Annotated in this window: 19 protein-coding genes; 17 read left to right on the plus strand and 2 right to left on the minus strand. The window is 60.7% G+C overall.

The window, feature by feature from the left end; translation table 11 throughout:
• The first annotated feature begins 15 nt into the window (after positions 1-15).
• The 17 genes from frr to RAM15_RS03620 all read left to right on the plus strand — a co-directional run bounded on the left by frr (position 16) and on the right by RAM15_RS03620 (position 14,050).
• Positions 16-570 (plus strand): ribosome recycling factor, encoded by a 555-nt coding sequence (gene frr / locus RAM15_RS03540; protein ID WP_045924363.1) that lies wholly within the window; start codon positions 16-18, stop codon positions 568-570.
• A 25-nt stretch (positions 571-595) separates the two neighbouring features.
• Positions 596-1,585 carry a phosphatidate cytidylyltransferase gene (locus RAM15_RS03545; RefSeq protein WP_306222112.1) on the plus strand — a complete coding sequence of 330 codons (990 nt, stop codon included), beginning with the start codon at positions 596-598 and terminating at the stop codon, positions 1,583-1,585.
• Positions 1,586-1,629: 44 nt separating this feature from the next.
• On the plus strand, positions 1,630-2,817 hold the full coding sequence (gene rlmN / locus RAM15_RS03550; protein WP_372338670.1) for a 23S rRNA (adenine(2503)-C(2))-methyltransferase RlmN: 1,188 nt from the start codon (positions 1,630-1,632) through the stop codon (positions 2,815-2,817).
• A 112-nt stretch (positions 2,818-2,929) separates the two neighbouring features.
• Positions 2,930-3,706 (plus strand): imidazole glycerol phosphate synthase subunit HisF, encoded by a 777-nt coding sequence (gene hisF, locus RAM15_RS03555; RefSeq protein ID WP_306222113.1) that lies wholly within the window; start codon positions 2,930-2,932, stop codon positions 3,704-3,706.
• 139 nt (positions 3,707-3,845) lie between these two features.
• The gene (gene hisI / locus RAM15_RS03560) at positions 3,846-4,259 is read left to right on the plus strand and encodes a phosphoribosyl-AMP cyclohydrolase (protein WP_306222115.1); all 414 of its coding nucleotides are present in this window, start codon (positions 3,846-3,848) and stop codon (positions 4,257-4,259) included.
• A gap of 71 nt (positions 4,260-4,330) precedes the next feature.
• Positions 4,331-6,436, plus strand: a complete 2,106-nt coding sequence (gene trpB, locus RAM15_RS03565) for a tryptophan synthase subunit beta (RefSeq protein ID WP_306222116.1) — start codon at positions 4,331-4,333, stop codon at positions 6,434-6,436.
• A 102-nt stretch (positions 6,437-6,538) separates the two neighbouring features.
• A complete protein-coding gene (gene trpA, locus RAM15_RS03570; protein ID WP_306222117.1) occupies positions 6,539-7,348 on the plus strand; it encodes a tryptophan synthase subunit alpha in 810 nt (269 codons plus the stop codon).
• Between the two features lie 37 nt (positions 7,349-7,385).
• Positions 7,386-8,297: a prolipoprotein diacylglyceryl transferase gene (gene lgt / locus RAM15_RS03575; RefSeq protein WP_198189705.1), complete on the plus strand. Its 912-nt coding sequence runs from the start codon at positions 7,386-7,388 to the stop codon at positions 8,295-8,297.
• 90 nt (positions 8,298-8,387) lie between these two features.
• Positions 8,388-9,053: a ribulose-phosphate 3-epimerase gene (gene rpe / locus RAM15_RS03580; protein ID WP_029678892.1), complete on the plus strand. Its 666-nt coding sequence runs from the start codon at positions 8,388-8,390 to the stop codon at positions 9,051-9,053.
• A 31-nt stretch (positions 9,054-9,084) separates the two neighbouring features.
• Positions 9,085-9,348 (plus strand): phosphoribosyl-ATP diphosphatase, encoded by a 264-nt coding sequence (locus RAM15_RS03585; RefSeq protein ID WP_045935327.1) that lies wholly within the window; start codon positions 9,085-9,087, stop codon positions 9,346-9,348.
• A gap of 50 nt (positions 9,349-9,398) precedes the next feature.
• Entirely contained in the window at positions 9,399-10,250 is an 852-nt protein-coding gene (gene hisG, locus RAM15_RS03590; protein ID WP_306222120.1) for an ATP phosphoribosyltransferase, read from the plus strand.
• A 4-nt stretch (positions 10,251-10,254) separates the two neighbouring features.
• On the plus strand, positions 10,255-10,869 hold the full coding sequence (locus RAM15_RS03595; RefSeq protein WP_306222121.1) for a CDP-alcohol phosphatidyltransferase family protein: 615 nt from the start codon (positions 10,255-10,257) through the stop codon (positions 10,867-10,869).
• Positions 10,862-11,818, plus strand: coding sequence for a DUF881 domain-containing protein (locus RAM15_RS03600; RefSeq protein WP_306222122.1), 957 nt, complete (start codon positions 10,862-10,864; stop codon positions 11,816-11,818). The genes RAM15_RS03595 and RAM15_RS03600 overlap by 8 nt, the downstream gene beginning before the upstream one ends.
• 1 nt (position 11,819) lies before the next feature.
• Positions 11,820-12,152: a small basic family protein gene (locus tag RAM15_RS03605; RefSeq protein ID WP_015021764.1), complete on the plus strand. Its 333-nt coding sequence runs from the start codon at positions 11,820-11,822 to the stop codon at positions 12,150-12,152.
• Positions 12,153-12,156: 4 nt separating this feature from the next.
• The gene (locus RAM15_RS03610; RefSeq protein ID WP_101432310.1) at positions 12,157-12,990 is read left to right on the plus strand and encodes a DUF881 domain-containing protein; all 834 of its coding nucleotides are present in this window, start codon (positions 12,157-12,159) and stop codon (positions 12,988-12,990) included.
• Between the two features lie 6 nt (positions 12,991-12,996).
• Complete coding sequence (locus tag RAM15_RS03615; RefSeq protein WP_024627697.1) at positions 12,997-13,440, plus strand: FHA domain-containing protein; 444 nt, start codon at positions 12,997-12,999, stop codon at positions 13,438-13,440.
• 13 nt (positions 13,441-13,453) lie between these two features.
• Positions 13,454-14,050 (plus strand): MerR family transcriptional regulator, encoded by a 597-nt coding sequence (locus RAM15_RS03620; protein WP_306222123.1) that lies wholly within the window; start codon positions 13,454-13,456, stop codon positions 14,048-14,050.
• Between the two features lie 176 nt (positions 14,051-14,226).
• On the opposite strand, the gene RAM15_RS03625 is transcribed toward RAM15_RS03620, so the two are convergent.
• Together RAM15_RS03625 and RAM15_RS03630 are read right to left on the minus strand one after the other, a co-directional pair.
• Entirely contained in the window at positions 14,227-14,958 is a 732-nt protein-coding gene (locus RAM15_RS03625; RefSeq protein ID WP_306222124.1) for an HAD hydrolase-like protein, read from the minus strand.
• A complete protein-coding gene (locus RAM15_RS03630; protein WP_024627700.1) occupies positions 14,951-15,298 on the minus strand; it encodes an RNA polymerase-binding protein RbpA in 348 nt (115 codons plus the stop codon). The genes RAM15_RS03625 and RAM15_RS03630 overlap by 8 nt, the downstream gene beginning before the upstream one ends.
• Between the last annotated feature and the right edge of the window lie 40 nt (positions 15,299-15,338).

Raw genomic sequence — 15,338 nt, forward strand, 5'->3', positions numbered from 1 at the left:
AGCAAGGAGCAGATCATGACCACAGTGGTGGACCAGGCCGGAAGGCAGATGGACAAGAGCATCGAGGCGACCAAGGAGAACTTCTCGGGAATCAGGACCGGGCGTGCCAACCCCTCCTTCCTCAACGACATCATGGTGGAGTACTATGGCACTCCCACGCCCATTAAGTCGCTGGCATCCATCGGCGTCCCGGAGCCTCGCACCTTGGCCGTCACCCCCTTCGACCCCTCCCAGGCGGGTGCGGTCGAGAAGGCCATCCGCGATTCGGACCTGGGCGTCAACCCCAGCCGTGACGGCAACGTCATCAGGGTCACCATGCCCGAGCTGACTGAGGAACGCCGCCGGGACTATGTCAAGCTGGCCAAGACCAAGGCCGAGGAGGGCAAGGTGGCCGTCCGCAACATCCGGCGCAAGGTCAAGGAGGAGCTGGAGTCCAAGGTCAAGGATGGCGACCTGGGCGAGGATGAGGGCAACCGGCTGCAGAAGGAGCTGGAGACCGTCACCAAGCAGAAGAACGACATGATCGACCAGCTCCTGGACGCTAAGGAAAAGGAGATCCTCGAGGTCTGATCCGCCTGGGGAGGATCCACACTTCATGAGTACTAAGGAAAGCTCCGCCGAGAAGGCAGGTCAGGATGCCGTCGCAACCCTGAACAAGCGGACCGGGCGCAACATGCCGCAGGCGGTGGCCACTGGCGCGCTTCTGGTGGTCATCATCCTGGCCTGCATCCTGGTGCGCATCGACGCATTCATCTACCTGATTGTGATTTTCATGACCCTGGGGCTCTGGGAGCTCAGGGTGGACTTTGCCACGGCGGGCCTGCATATACCGGTGGTCGAGCTCTGGATCTGCTCGGCGGCCACCATGCTGGCCTCCTTCTATGCGCCGGACCATGTCGCGGTTATGACCGCCGGAGTTCTGGTCACTGCTCTGGTCGGGGCTCTTGCGGCCACCCGCAACCATCGCCTGGGCGGTCGTCTGGTCAAGGCGGTGAATGCCAAGCTCTCGGGCAAGGATGCGCAGACCATGGCCGACGCCTCCTACGGTGCTGCAGAGCAGGGGAGCCGGTCCAGCAGCCTGGCCAATGTGGGCGTCACCCTCCTGACCGTTGTCTACATCACCCTCCTGGCCTGTCTGATAACCCTGCCCACCACCTTCGGCGGGCATCCTGCAGCTCATGCCTTCATGGTGATTTTCCTGCCCGCCTTAAGCGACATCGGCGGTCTTCTTTTTGGTTCGCTCTTTGGCAAGCACAAGATTTCGCCCCGCATCTCGCCCGGCAAGTCCTTGGAAGGTCTGGCCGGCTCCATGCTCTGCTGTCTGGTTGGCGCTTTGGTCATTTTCGCGGCCACCTATCCCATGGCGGATTGGGGAAGGATCTGGTGGGTCGCCCTGCTCATGGGCATCATGGTCGGAGCCACAGGCACCCTTGGGGATCTGAGCGCATCCTTGATCAAACGCGATCTGGGGATCAAGGACATGGGCCACCTGCTCAAGGGCCACGGCGGGGTGCTGGACAGGGTGGATTCCATCCTCATGTCCGCGCCCTTCATAACACTGGTTCTTTTGATTACCGGCCTGTGACCGAGATTGATGGTCGGATGACTGATACGGGATGAGGTAGAGGTATGACAGATGTCGACATGACTGGTGCCGAGCCTGAAACCGGCATCACCCCTGGTGGCAAGAATGGCGCCTTCAGGGACGTTCTGGCGGCCGACCATGCCCGTCGAGGCAAGCCGCCGCGTCACTTTACGGATATGGACCTAGAGGAGCGTCAGGAGGTCTGCGCTCAACTGGGTCTGCCGAAATTCCGGGCCTCGCAGCTGGCCAATCACTATTTCAACCATCTGTCCACCAATCCGGACGACTTCACGGATCTTCCTGCGTCCAGCCGCCAGGATGCCGCACACCGCTTCTTTCCTGAACTGATAGCCCCGGTCACCGTCCAGAAGGCGGATCAGGGGACGACCATCAAAACCCTCTGGGAGCTCTTCGACGGGTCCAGGATCGAGTCCGTACTTATGCGCTATCCCTCCAGGGCCACCCTCTGCATCTCCAGCCAGGTCGGCTGCGGTATGGGCTGCCCCTTCTGCGCCACCGGTCAGCTTGGATTGACCCGGAACATGTCGACCGGCGAGATTCTGGAACAGGTAAGGGCCGCATCCCGGATGATGAGGTTCGGACAGGTCGCCGGAGGACCCGGGCGTCTGAGCAACATCGTCTTCATGGGTATGGGCGAGCCCATGGGCAACTATCGGGCTGTGCTTTCCGCGGTCAGGCAGATCAGTGCCCTGCCGCCCAAGGGATTCGGCATCTCGGCCAGGAATATCACCGTCTCCACGGTCGGTGTGGTCCCCGGCATCCGCAAGCTGACCAAAGAGGGCATTCCGGTCCGTCTGGCCGTTTCCCTCCATGCTCCCAGCGACAAGTTGCGCGACGAGCTGGTGCCCATGAACAGGCGCTTCAACACCACCCAGGTTCTGGACGCGGCCCACGACTACTACCTGGCCAGCGGCAGACGGGTCAGCATCGAGTACGCCCTGATGCGTGGCATCAACGACCAGGCCGAGCATGCCCGTCTTCTGGCCAAGCGCCTCAACCATTACGGGGACGACTGGGCGCACGTCAATCCCATACCCTTGAATCCAATCGAGGGATCTCGCTGGACGGCCTCCAAGCCCGAGGACGAGCAGCGCTTTCTGGACATCCTCCACAAGGCCGGCATCACTGCAACCATGAGGGACACCCGCGGATCGGATATCGACGGTGCCTGCGGGCAGCTGGCTGCAAAAGCCGTCAAGCTCCAGGCCTAATCCGGTATTCTGCAATCAACATGCCATAGTGTGGACATCCTATGGTCTTCGGGCACTACAGAAGCTAGTGTCGTGACTCAAACAAATCGGTTCAGGCAGGAAGGCGGGTCGCATGACGGTAGCGGTTCGTGTCATTCCCTGCCTTGATGTCGACCAGGGCCGTGTGGTCAAAGGCGTCCACTTCAAGAATCTGCGCGATGCGGGCAACCCGGTCGAACTGGCTTCCGCTTACTACCAGCAGGGCGCTGACGAACTGACCTTTCTGGATGTGACTGCCTCTGGAAGCGGGCGAGCCACCATGGTGGACCTGGTCAAGAGCACTGCCGACCAGATCTTCATTCCATTGACCGTCGGCGGAGGTGTGCGGACGCCGCAGGATGTCGACACCCTCCTGCGGTCAGGGGCCGACAAGGTCGGCATCAACACGGCAGCCATTGCCAATCCGCAGGTCATCGGCGATATCGCCCAGCGGTTCGGTCGTCAGGTCCTGGTGCTCTCGGTCGATGCCCGCCGATCCAATGCCCAGGGCATTACCTCAGGATATGAGGTGACCACCATGGGCGGCCACCAGTCCACCGGCATAGATGCCATCGGCTGGGTCAAGCAGGCCCAAGAACTCGGAGCCGGCGAGATCCTCCTCAACTCCATGGATGCAGACGGCACCCGTCAGGGATTCGATCTGGAGATGATCGCCGACGTGCGCAAGGCCGTATCCCTTCCCCTTATCGCCAGCGGTGGCGCAGGCAAGGCCGCCGATTTTCCTCCAGCTGTCAAGGCCGGGGCCGATGCGGTCCTGGCGGCTTCCGTCTTCCATTTCGGCCAGGTGTCCATCAAGGATGTCAAGCAGGCGCTCCATACGGCCGGGTATCCGGTTCGATGGCAGGCCTGAACCAATCCCGCAGATAATTCGACACCGCATGCTGCATGGCATTTGCTGGCCATGTTGGCAGCCATCGGGGAAACCATACCCATACCATAAACAATCAACCGACAAGGATGTGTCGGACAAATCAGGAGAATGAGGATCAATGTCACAGTCTTCGAAGGACCAGGAAGCACGTTTGGATCCGAGCATAGCGGCCAGGCTGAAGAAGGATGCCAAGGGACTTGTGGCCGCTGTGGTCCAACAGTATGACAGCCGTCAGGTGCTCATGGTCGGATACATGGATGAGGAGGCCTTGAGACGGACCCTGACCACGGGAAGGGTCACCTTCTGGTCCCGCTCCAGGCAGGAATACTGGCGCAAGGGAGACACCTCCGGGCATGTCCAATACGTCAAGGGCGTCAGCATCGACTGCGACGGGGACGCCTTGCTTATCGAAGTCGACCAGGTGGGGGCGGCCTGCCACACCGGACACAGGTCGTGTTTTGAAGCCGGAGGACCCCTGCCTGCGGTGCAGGGCAATCGTACTCAGGCACAGATGCAGAGCGAGGAAGGGTAATGGGTAATCCAGTGCAGAAAGACGCTAAGGTTGTGACAGGGAATACACAAGAAACTGGAGGGAAGGGCTCTATGACCGTCTTGGATGAACTGGTGGCCGGCGCCGTGGAGGATGCAAGGAGCCGGGTACAGAAGATTCCCTTGGAAAGCCTCAAGCAACAGGTCAGGAGCATGAAGCGCAAACCTCTGGATGCCGCCCGACTGCTCAGGGAAAGCGTCGGCATTCCGATCATCGCGGAAATCAAGCGAGCCTCGCCATCCAAGGGGTACCTTGCCGACATCAAAAATCCCGCCGCCCTGGCCCGGCAGTATGCAAACGGGGGCGCTTCGGCCATATCGGTCCTGACCGAGGGCAGACGCTTCCTGGGATCCTTGGAGGATCTGCGGCAGGTCAGACAGGCCGTGGGCATTCCCGTGCTCAACAAGAACTTCATCGTCTCCGACTACCAGGTCTGGGAGTCCAGGGCCAATGGGGCCGATATGATCCTGCTGATTGTGGCGGCCTTGGATGACGCCCGCCTCAAGCACCTGCTGGACCTGGCCGGGAGCCTGGGCATGACCGCCCTGGTCGAGACCCATGATCGTCAGGAGATCGAGCGGGCCATTGCGGCCGGCGCCAGGGTGATCGGCATCAACGCCCGGAATCTGAAGGACCTGAGCGTTGACGTTGACCAGTATGCCCGCCTGGCTTCCAACCTGCCCAAGGATGTGGTCAAGGTGGCCGAGTCCGGAGTGTTCGGCACGGTCGAGCTGGAGCGGTACGCCCGGGCCGGGGCCGATGCGGTCCTGATAGGAGAAGGTCTGGTCACCTCACAGGACCAGGAGGGTACCGTCCGCTTGCTGGTTCAGGCTGGTCACCGCTTCAAGGCCGCCGAGGCCAGGCCCCTCTCAACCCATGACGGTCCCTATTTCGGCCCCTATGGCGGACGTTTCGTCCCTGAGGCCCTGGTGGGCGCCCTTGATGAGCTGGAGCGTGTCTACAAGGAGGCCAAGGCCGATCCGGCCTTCCGTGAGGAGCTGAACAGACTCAACCGGGTCTATGTGGGGCGTCCCTCGGCCCTGACACCGGCGCCTCGGTTCGCCAAGCTGATCGGCGATCGGGTCGGCGGTCAGGTCAGGGTCTTCCTGAAAAGGGAGGACCTGAACCACACGGGCGCCCATAAGATCAACAACGCCCTGGGTCAGGGGCTCCTGGTCAAGCGTATGGGCAAGACCCGCGTCATTGCGGAGACCGGCGCCGGCCAGCATGGCGTGGCCACGGCTACGGTCTGTGCCCTCCTGGGCTTCAAGTGCCGAATCTACATGGGGCAGATAGACGCCCGCAGACAGGCCCTGAACGTGGCCAGGATGCGAATGCTGGGAGCCGAAGTCGTCGAGGTGACCACCGGGACAAGGATTCTCAAGGACGCTATCAACGAGGCCCTGCGCGACTGGGTGACCAACGTGGAGACCACCCACTACCTGCTGGGCACGGTTGCCGGCCCCCACCCCTTCCCAACCATCGTGAGGGACTTCCAGAAGATCATCGGCGAAGAGGCTTCCGCGCAGCTGTCCGCATACGGCATCGACCATCCCGACGGGGTTGTGGCCTGCGTCGGCGGAGGCTCCAACGCCATCGGCATCATGAACACTTTCCTGGACGATCCCCGGGTTTCCCTTTACGCTTACGAGGCCGGCGGGGACGGGCCCAAGTCGGGCAAGCATGCCATCCGCCTTTCGCCCGGCACCGGTCAGATCGGCGTCTTCCAAGGGACCAAGTCCTATCTGCTGGAGGACGACCAGGGCCAGACCATGGACACCTACTCCATCTCCGCCGGCCTGGATTACGCCTCAGTGGGGCCTGAGCATGCCTGGCTGCACGACATGGGCCGGGTCAAGTATGACTATGCAACCGATAAGGAGGCCATGCAGGCTTTCAGCGACCTGTGCCGGACCGAGGGCATCATCCCCGCCCTGGAGTCCTCGCACGCCTTGGCCGGAGCCAGCAAGGCGGCCACCGACCTTTTGCGCAAGGGAATCAGAAATCCTGTCATTCTGATCAACATCTCGGGCAGGGGCGACAAGGATGTGGCCACGGCAGGCAGATGGTTCGGCTACCTGTCCGAGCAGGAGGCCAGCGCTTTGGAAGCCCAGGCCGGGCACAGCAGAAGCGATCAAGCAGAAGAGGAGGCCCGATGATGGTCAACCAGCAATGGCAGTGGCAGAAAGCGCCCGTCCAGCCCCAGCCTGTGCAATCCCAGCCTGTTCCAGCCTAAGGGGTTCAGCCGCACGGCCAGCCCGGTGGCGTCCACGCTGCAGGCCCTCCGCCAAGAGGGCAGGCCGGCATTCATCGGGTACTTCCCCTACGGTTTCCCTGACGTGCCCACATCCTTGGAGGCCATGCGGGTCATGGTGAAAAGCGGGGTCGACATCCTCGAGATCGGGCTGCCCTACAGCGACCCGGTCATGGATGGCCCGGTCATCCAGGCGGCCAGCAAGTGCGCCATCGACAATGGCGTCAAGGTCGAGGGTGTCTTCGACGCGGTCCGCCAGGTTCAGGCGGACGGTGCCAGGGCTCTGGTCATGAGCTACTGGAATCTGATCATGCATCACGGAGTAGCGGATTTTGCCGCCCGCATGGCCGAGGCCGGCGGGTCCGGGCTGGTCACCCCGGATCTGATCGTCGACGAATCCGGGGAATGGATAGAGCAGTCGGACCGGTATGGTCTTGACCGGGTCTATCTGGTCTCGCCCGACTCAACCGATGCACGTCTGCAGATCACCTCCCGTGCAGCCAGAGGATTCGTCTACGCGACCTCCCGAATGGGCGTGACCGGCGAACGTACCAGCATGTCCAACTCGGCCCAGAACCTGGTGGCGAGAGTCAGGCAGGCTGGTGCCCCTTATGTCTGCGTGGGCATCGGGGTGTCTACCGCCCAGCAGGCCTCCCAGGTCGGCGCCTACGCGGACGGGGTCATCGTCGGCTCGGCCCTGGTCCATTGCCTTCTGGATGACGAGGGCAGGCCACGAAAGGACCGCAGAAAGGCACTGGAGTCCCTGGCTGAGGTTTGCTCCGACCTGCGTTGGGGCATCTCCCAGGCCAGGAAGTGAGTGGGGCTGTAAGGCCCAGGGGCTAGATTGGGGCTTTATGACGCTTGCCTACATTCCATCGCCGGGAATATCCAGCTTCCATCTGGGGCCGGTCACCATCAGGTTCTATGCGCTGACCATGCTCTTGGCCATCATCGTGGCTGCCTGGATCACCGCCAGGCGCTGGAAGAAGGAGGGCGGCCGGACCGACCAGATTCTGGACATCGCCATCTGCGCGGTACCGGCCGGCATCGTCGGCGCCAGGCTCTACCACGTCATTACCACCCCTGAGCGGTATTTCGGAGCTGATGGCAATCCAGCCGATATTCTGCGCATCTGGCGTGGCGGTCTGGGCATCTGGGGTGCAGTCCTCCTGGGAGCACTGGCAGCCTGGGCCTGGTGCCGTCACAAGAGCTACCCGACCGCCCTGCTGGCCGACAGTGTGGCCCCTGCCCTTCTGGTGGCTCAGGCCATCGGGCGGCTGGGCAACTGGTTCAACCAGGAGCTCTACGGGGCCCCCACCACGCTGCCCTGGGGGCTGAAGATCGACGCGGCAGGTTCCGCCATCGGCAGCAGCGAACAGTGCTATGACGGGGCCACTTGCCCGACCGGCACCCTCTTCCAACCAACATTCCTCTATGAGATGATCTGGAACCTGATCGGCGCGGCCCTCCTGGTCTGGATCGGCCACAAGGCCGTGAACGTGCTCAAGGCCGGCTCCCTCTTCGCCCTCTATGTCATGTGGTACACCCTGGGGCGCACCTGGATCGAGGCCCTTCGCATCGACTTCGCCCACGAATTCCTGGGAGTCAGGGTCAACGTCTGGGTGTCCATGACGGTCTTCTTCCTTGCGGCTGCAGCCTTCGTCCTCATAGCGCGCAAGGGCAAGCCGACCTCCCTGCTGTCCGAAAAGCTGCGGACCATCACCGAGCTTGAGGTGCGTCAGGAGTCCGAGGCCCGGAGCAAGTAGGACAGGGGTCAGCTATCCGGGGGTCGGTAGGTGTGCAATTGGGCCACAAACCGGTGCCGCCGGTCTTCCGTACAACATAGAATAATCTCCATGAGCATTCAGATAGCACCCAGCATTCTTTCCGCCGATTTCGCCAACTTGGAGCGGGATCTCAAGGCTATTGCCAATGCCGATATGGTTCACGTGGATGTGATGGACCACCATTTCGTTCCCAACCTGACGCTTGGCGAGCCTGTGGTGGAGCGCATCTGCCAGGTGACCGACCTGCCGGTGGACGTGCATCTGATGATCGAGGACCCCGACCGGTGGGCCCCGGAATTCGCCAAACTGGGTGTTGCCTCCGTCACCTTCCACACCGGAGCCGTCCATGCCCCGGTCCGTCTGGCCCGCCAGCTGCACGACATGGGGGTCAAGGCCTGCCTGGCCGTGCGCCCTGCCGAACCTGTGGAGCCGATCTTCGACATTCTCGATGAGTTTGACATGATTCTGGTCATGACCGTGGAGCCAGGATTCGGCGGGCAGAAGTTCCTGGACAATCAGATGCCCAAGACCCGCCGTCTTCGTGACCAGATCACCGCCCGCGGCCTGAAGACCCACATCCAGGTGGATGGCGGGGTGAGTCCCACCACGGCTCCCATCGTGGCAGAGGCTGGAGCCGATGTCCTGGTGGCAGGCTCCGCGGTCTACGGCGCTGACGACCCGGCCAAGGCCATTGACCAGATCCGGCAGGCCGCGCAGGTAAGCTACAAGGACTGACAGGTTTTGCAGGAAGAATGGAGATAGCCAGATGAAGACCTTCGATGGGTTGTTTGAGGAGCTCACGACCAAGGCCAAGGAGCGCCCAGAAGGATCCTTGACTGTTGAAGAGCTGGACAAGGGCACGCATTTCATCGGCAAGAAGATCAATGAAGAGGCTGGAGAGACATGGATCGCCGCTGAGTATGAGGGCAAGGAGCGGACGGCCGAGGAGATGAGCCAGCTGCTGTACCACATCCAGGTCATGATGATCGATCGAGGCATCACCCTGGAGGATGTCTACAGATATCTGTGACCTCTGATCCTTTCCCGCTGTAGATTCGCTTCCGCAATTAGGAGGTTGCCGTGTTGAAGGTCGCGGTGCCCAATAAGGGCATGTTGTCCCAGCCCGCATGGAGGCTGCTGTCAGAGTCCGGCTATCGTCTGCGTTCCAATGACCGGCAACTGGTGGTCGATGACGTCGACAACGACATCCAGCTCTTTTACTTAAGGCCCAACGATATAGCGGTCTATGTCGGCTTGGGGACCATTGATCTGGGCATCACCGGGCGTGACCTGCTGCTCAACTCCGGAACCAGGGCCGTCGAGGTCATTGAGCTGGGATTCGGCGCATCCACATTCAGATTCGCCGCTCCGGAAGCCAGTGCTATCAACACCTTGCAGGACGTGGACGGCAAACGGATCGGCACTACCTTCGACCGGCTTCTTGAAGACTACCTGAACAGCAAGGGACTCAAGGCCGAACTGATCCACTTGGACGGCGCAGTGGAGTCCTCAGTCGAGCTCGGGGTAGCCGACCTGATCGCCGATGTGGTCTCCACCGGCACCACCCTGCGCAACGCCGGGCTTCGGGTCTTCGGCGATCCCATTCTGAAATCGGAGGGGATTCTCATCAGATCACCCCGTCTGGATCCCGATGATGAGCGGTTGGCGGTCATGTCCCGCAGGCTGGAGGGCGTGCTGACAGCCCGCCGCTATGTACTGATGGATTATGACATCCCGGTAGAGCGCGTAGCCATGGCGGTGGGCATCACGCCCGGCTATGAGTCGCCGACAGTCTCCTCCCTGCACGATAAGCAGTGGGCCGCAGTCAGGGCCATGGTTCCCAGGGACCAGGTGAACAACCTCATGGACCGCCTCTATGAGATCGGTGCGCGTGCCATCCTTGTAACTGCCCTTCAAGCTTCTAGAATGTAGTCGGATGGCACTGATTGATCGAATTTCACGCAGCAGGTACAGCCCTGAGCCACGGTCGGTGATTCTCACCGTACCCAATGTCATCAGCCTGCTTCGTATCCTCTCCATACCTCTTATTGCCTATCTGGTGGCCAACCGTCATCTGATCATTTCCTTGGTAGTCATGCTGATTTCGGCCCTTTCTGACGGTGTGGATGGGATCATTGCCCGCAGGTTCAACCAGGTCAGCAAGCTGGGGCAGATCCTGGACCCGGTTGCCGATCGGCTGCTGATTCTCTGTTCCGTACTTGCTCTGAGCATCGCCTCCATACTCCCATGGTGGCTTCTGGCCCTAGTCGGTGCCCGGGATGTGCTCATGGGGCTGTTGGTTTTGACGCTGGCCCAGCATGATTATGGCCCCTTGCCGGTGCACTTCGCTGGCAAGACTGGTACGGCCGTGCTCATGCTGGCCATACCGGCCCTGATTTTTGCGGATGTGGGCACTTCAGCCTTCTTCCGTTTCTTCCACCTGGTGGCTCTTGCGGCTGTCATCTGGGGGGTTGGCCTTTACTGGCTGGCAGGGCTGATCTACGCACGTCAGGGCATCGGGCTGCTTCGTCAGGACCGCCATCATGACTGAACCGCAGATGACCCCCCAATCCTTCCCCGTGCCGCCTGACCGTGCCTTGATTCACCGCCGGGCGGCTTTTTCGCATTCCAGCGCAGGTCTGGAACGCCACTATGTGGACCAGGAAAGCTCGGAGCCCGCCCAGGAATCCATGCGTCGGCGCATGGCTGATGAGTCTCTGAGGCTGATTGACGACCTGACCAACCGTCCCATGGACCCCATGTTCGAGGATGCCCGTCTGCTGCCCGCTGAGCGTAGATCGCCGCTGAGCGTCTGGGTCAATCGGATACTGGTCTTCGTCATTTGCGTGCTGGTCGGCCTGGCGGGCACGGGTATAGTTCAGGTGTTGCACCGGGACCCGCGTCAGAAGGTACGCGAGAAGCTCATCTCCCAGGTGGAGGGGGTCAGCAAGCGTGCCAATGACCTCAACAGTCAGATATCGGACCTTAACGGCAATATCGACACGCTCTCGGCTCAGGAGGGCGGCCAAGGGCAGAACAGCACGCAGGCCGCTGACGATCTGACCAACGGCACCAGCAAGGTGCAGGGGCAGGGCGTCGTCATCACCCTGGCCAACCCCATTGCCTCCAAGGATTCCCGGGACAATGCCGATCAGATCAAACTGCTCACCGACCAGGACCTGCAGTGGTTCCTGACCAAGCTTTGGTCTGCTGGGGCCGAAGCCATTGCCATCAACGGCAATAGAATAGGAACACAGACATCAGTGCGTACAGCCGGTCAGACCATTTTGGTGGGGACCACCTCGATCGAGTCACCCTACAAGATCGAAGCCATCGGCGACCAAGGCGCCTTGTCCGATCTGATGGTTCGCAGTGATCTGCAGGGCCGCCTGCGTGACCTCAAAAGGGCGAACATCACTGTCAATGTGGCCAAGCAGCGGCGCCTGAATCTGAATGCAGTGAGTTTGCCCAATCTGTCCTATGCCGGAAGGAGTCATTGACATGTCGGCAATTCTCGGCCTGATCCTAGGCGTGGTGGCGGGCATCTTCCTCAAGCCCGACATTCCCATTGTCCTGCAGCCTTATTTGCCTATCATGGTGGTGGCCGCCCTGGATGCCCTGATGGGCGCAGTCCGCTCCTACTTCGAACGCAGCTTCTCGGACCGGGTCTTCGTGGTTTCCTTCATCTCCAATGTGATCACGGCCACTCTTCTGGTCTTCCTGGGCAACCAGCTGGGCGTGGGTTCTCAGCTGTCCACGGCCGTCATTGTGGTCCTGGGCATCCGGATCTTCTCCAACGTTTCCGCTATTCGACGGTTCATTTTCAAGGGGTGAGCATATGAGACACACCCTGAGGAAGAAGCGCGACGAGGGAATGCCCAAGAGCATTCCGCCTAGGAGGCCCGGACGGGTCAGGGCTCCAGCCGACGATACGCAGACCGGTGCTTTTCCGGTGGTTCGCCGTCGGCCTCTGCGCACCCTCAATTCCAACGCCACCAGGGTCAGACTGGTTACCAGCGTCCTGGTGGCCCTTATGTGCGCCCTGTTGGGTTTCGGGTATGCGGTCCAGGTGCATAATAACCAGTCCTCCTACCAGAGTCTGTCCGAGGAGGAGCTGGTACGGGTGCTGGACGAGACCAGCAACCAGGTCGATAAGCTGGAGGAGCGCAAGAGCCAGCTCAACCAGCAGCTGACCTCCATCAAGTCAGCCGCCGACAAGCAGAAGGAGGCTGCCCGCATAGCCCAGCAGAATGAGCAGAGCAGCGGCATCCTGGCCGGACGGCTGCCTGCCCAGGGCAGGGGAGTGGTGGTAACGGTCACCGAGGACAGTGACCGGGTGGACGCCTCTACCATGTTCAATCTGATCGAAGAACTGCGCAACGCTGGCGCCGAGGTCATATCCTTCAACGATGTCCGGGTGGTTACCAGCACCTATCTGCTGGACACCCGCACCGGTCTGCAATGCGACCACGCCAAGCTGCGCAGTCCCTACATTGTCAAGGCCATTGGGGATCCGGACAGCCTGCAGAATGCCGTTCAGATCGCTGGGGGAGTGGGTTCGCGGATCAAGGTGCAGTTCCATGCGACCGTATCCGTGGAGCAGTCAAATAGTGTCAGAATCGACCAGGTTCGACGCGTGCAGGACTACCAGTATGCAAAGCCTGTAGAATAGGCAATTATGACAGATCCTATTCCCACTGCGGGCGAGACGACCATCATCGGCATGCCGGCCCTGAACATTCCAGTCACCTCCAACGGTGACCGTCCACTGACCAAGGACGACCTGGAGACCATGGCGCGATTGCCTGAGGGCACAGCCCTGCTGATCTCTACCAGGGGAGCGGTGTCAGGATCGCGTTATCTGTTGGACGAGGATCAGGTCAGCGTGGGTCGCGATCCGAAGGCGGACATCCTGCTGGATGATTCGACGGTCTCCAGGGCGCACGCCATATTCGTACGGACTGACCATGGTTTTCGGGTCGAGGATACTGGCAGCCTCAACGGCACTTACGTCAACCGCGAACGCGTGGACCAGGCCGACCTGCACAATGGCGACGAGATCATGATCGGCAAGTTCAGGTTGGTCTACTTCGATAATCGGGCAGTCATCGCCAAGAACTGACAGGGGGCACGGCATGGCCGAAGAGTTGCCGACGCTGGTGCAGGGGGAACTCTTTTCGCCTGAGCAGGCCGAGGGCACGACCCGGGGCTACCGGGGAACGGTCGCGGCCAAGGTGGCCGGCATTACCTATCGGCAGCTGGATTATTGGGCCCGCAAGCGAATCGTCGAGCCATCGATCAAGGCCTCGCACGGATCAGGCTCCCGCAGGCTCTATTCCTTCAAGGATGTGGTCATCCTGGCCGTCCTCAAGCGCCTCTTGGATGCCGGTGTCAATTTGGTCAATGCCACGAACACGGTGAACTATCTCGAGCGTCGAACAGTCGGTCAACTTGAGCATGTAACGGTGGTCTGCGATGGTGATCAGGTCACAGAATGCTCAGGACCCGATCAGGTCTTTGCACTGATGCAGTCCGGGCGTGCAGTTTTTGCTATCTCTGTGGGTGCCATCTGGCATCGTATGGATCTGGAGCTGCAGACCTGCGACCACGTGGATTTGACTACTGGACAGCTGACCCCGGGTCTGCCTGAACGACCTATCGACGAGCTGACGGCTATGCGTCTGCGTCAGCGCCTGGAGCAGCAGCACGAGCAGCGCCAGCGGGCTGCATGAATCTCGCGGTGGAAGACAAAACAGGAGAGAAAACAATAAGTAATTTGACATAACGTACATTATCGGCTTACTAGCTCATGATTGCGATTTTCATTTCTGGTCAACTTGGTGATGTTGCAAAGGCCACCCGAGTTCATCCGGGTGGCCCTACAGGATAAGATACAGTTCCGACCGAATCAATGCTGAGTCTGATTGTTGCCGAAGTAATCGTCAGTGGTTTGGCACAATCGGTCAACCTGGTCGATGACACGATAGCAGCCGTGAGATTCCAGTTCTCCGGGTTCGGCATAGCCCCAGCCGCATCCTAGGCAGTCAAGACCGGTTTCCTGCGCACCATCGGCATCGGTCCAGCGGTCGCCGACCATAAGGGCTCGGTCACCCTGGTTGGCGTCAAAGCCAAGCTGTTGCAGAGCGTGGGTGATGACCTGGGCCTTGGTGATTCGTGTGGAGTCCTTGCTGGCACCATAGACACCATCTACCAGTGGCGTAAGTCCGAAGTGGTCACATACCGGCTGAGCCTGGTACTCGGGTTTGCAGGTGGCCACGGCCAAGGTCAGACCATGCTCGTGCATACGATTCAGCTGTTCGGGAATGCCGTCAAAGACCGTAGCGAGCAGACGTCCAGGGATGTGTTGTCCTGGATGGTCAGGATCATCAAATGCCGCTATCTCACTGTAATAGCGCCGGTAAATCTGGACGCCCTTATCGATGTCTTCTTCTCTGATGCCGTTGCGGCGCAGGGATACTTCAACGGCAGGGCCTATGAATTGGCGAAGCTCGCTTTCATCGGGCACGGGATGACCAAGCTCTTTGAAAGTTTGCACCACGGAGGCGATAATGCCCGGATGCGAGGCGGTCAGGGTGCCGTCCAGATCCAGCAGAACCAGGCGGCGCGGTGATTTACTCATAGTCCGGGAACCATCCTTCGCGGTGCATTTTCAGACGCTTGTCAAGCACAGCCTTGAGCTCGTCCTCCGACCGGCGCTCCAGCAGCATGTCCCAGTGGGTCCTGGTCGGCTTTCCGGTCTTGCCGGACTCCTGCTCGTCATGCCCCTCAAGGTGAGCAATCTGCCCGCAGCGGCACTCCCACTCCTGCGGCACCTCAGCGCCTTCAGCCAAGGGCAGGATAGTCCGATGGCCTTTGGGGCAGACATAGGCGACCTCGCTGCGTGCAGCAAAATCCACATTCTGATCGGATTCCAGGGACTTCGCCCCAATACTCATGCCGCGAAGACTGCGCTCTGCCATGATTCCTCCATACTCGTGTCCGTCACTGCCTCCAAGCTAC

Source organism: Bifidobacterium asteroides (genome assembly GCF_030758775.1).
GTDB lineage: Bacteria > Actinomycetota > Actinomycetes > Actinomycetales > Bifidobacteriaceae > Bombiscardovia > Bombiscardovia kimbladii.

Coding starts and splice junctions, on each gene's coding strand:
- frr (WP_045924363.1), top strand. CDS start 16: ATGACCACAGTGGTGGACCAGGCCGGAAGGCAGATGGACAAGAGCATC.
- RAM15_RS03545 (WP_306222112.1), top strand. CDS start 596: ATGAGTACTAAGGAAAGCTCCGCCGAGAAGGCAGGTCAGGATGCCGTC.
- rlmN (WP_372338670.1), top strand. CDS start 1,630: ATGACAGATGTCGACATGACTGGTGCCGAGCCTGAAACCGGCATCACC.
- hisF (WP_306222113.1), top strand. CDS start 2,930: ATGACGGTAGCGGTTCGTGTCATTCCCTGCCTTGATGTCGACCAGGGC.
- hisI (WP_306222115.1), top strand. CDS start 3,846: ATGTCACAGTCTTCGAAGGACCAGGAAGCACGTTTGGATCCGAGCATA.
- trpB (WP_306222116.1), top strand. CDS start 4,331: ATGACCGTCTTGGATGAACTGGTGGCCGGCGCCGTGGAGGATGCAAGG.
- lgt (WP_198189705.1), top strand. CDS start 7,386: ATGACGCTTGCCTACATTCCATCGCCGGGAATATCCAGCTTCCATCTG.
- rpe (WP_029678892.1), top strand. CDS start 8,388: ATGAGCATTCAGATAGCACCCAGCATTCTTTCCGCCGATTTCGCCAAC.
- RAM15_RS03585 (WP_045935327.1), top strand. CDS start 9,085: ATGAAGACCTTCGATGGGTTGTTTGAGGAGCTCACGACCAAGGCCAAG.
- RAM15_RS03595 (WP_306222121.1), top strand. CDS start 10,255: ATGGCACTGATTGATCGAATTTCACGCAGCAGGTACAGCCCTGAGCCA.
- RAM15_RS03600 (WP_306222122.1), top strand. CDS start 10,862: ATGACTGAACCGCAGATGACCCCCCAATCCTTCCCCGTGCCGCCTGAC.
- RAM15_RS03605 (WP_015021764.1), top strand. CDS start 11,820: ATGTCGGCAATTCTCGGCCTGATCCTAGGCGTGGTGGCGGGCATCTTC.
- RAM15_RS03610 (WP_101432310.1), top strand. CDS start 12,157: ATGAGACACACCCTGAGGAAGAAGCGCGACGAGGGAATGCCCAAGAGC.
- RAM15_RS03615 (WP_024627697.1), top strand. CDS start 12,997: ATGACAGATCCTATTCCCACTGCGGGCGAGACGACCATCATCGGCATG.
- RAM15_RS03620 (WP_306222123.1), top strand. CDS start 13,454: ATGGCCGAAGAGTTGCCGACGCTGGTGCAGGGGGAACTCTTTTCGCCT.
- RAM15_RS03625 (WP_306222124.1), bottom strand. CDS start 14,958: ATGAGTAAATCACCGCGCCGCCTGGTTCTGCTGGATCTGGACGGCACC.
- RAM15_RS03630 (WP_024627700.1), bottom strand. CDS start 15,298: ATGGCAGAGCGCAGTCTTCGCGGCATGAGTATTGGGGCGAAGTCCCTG.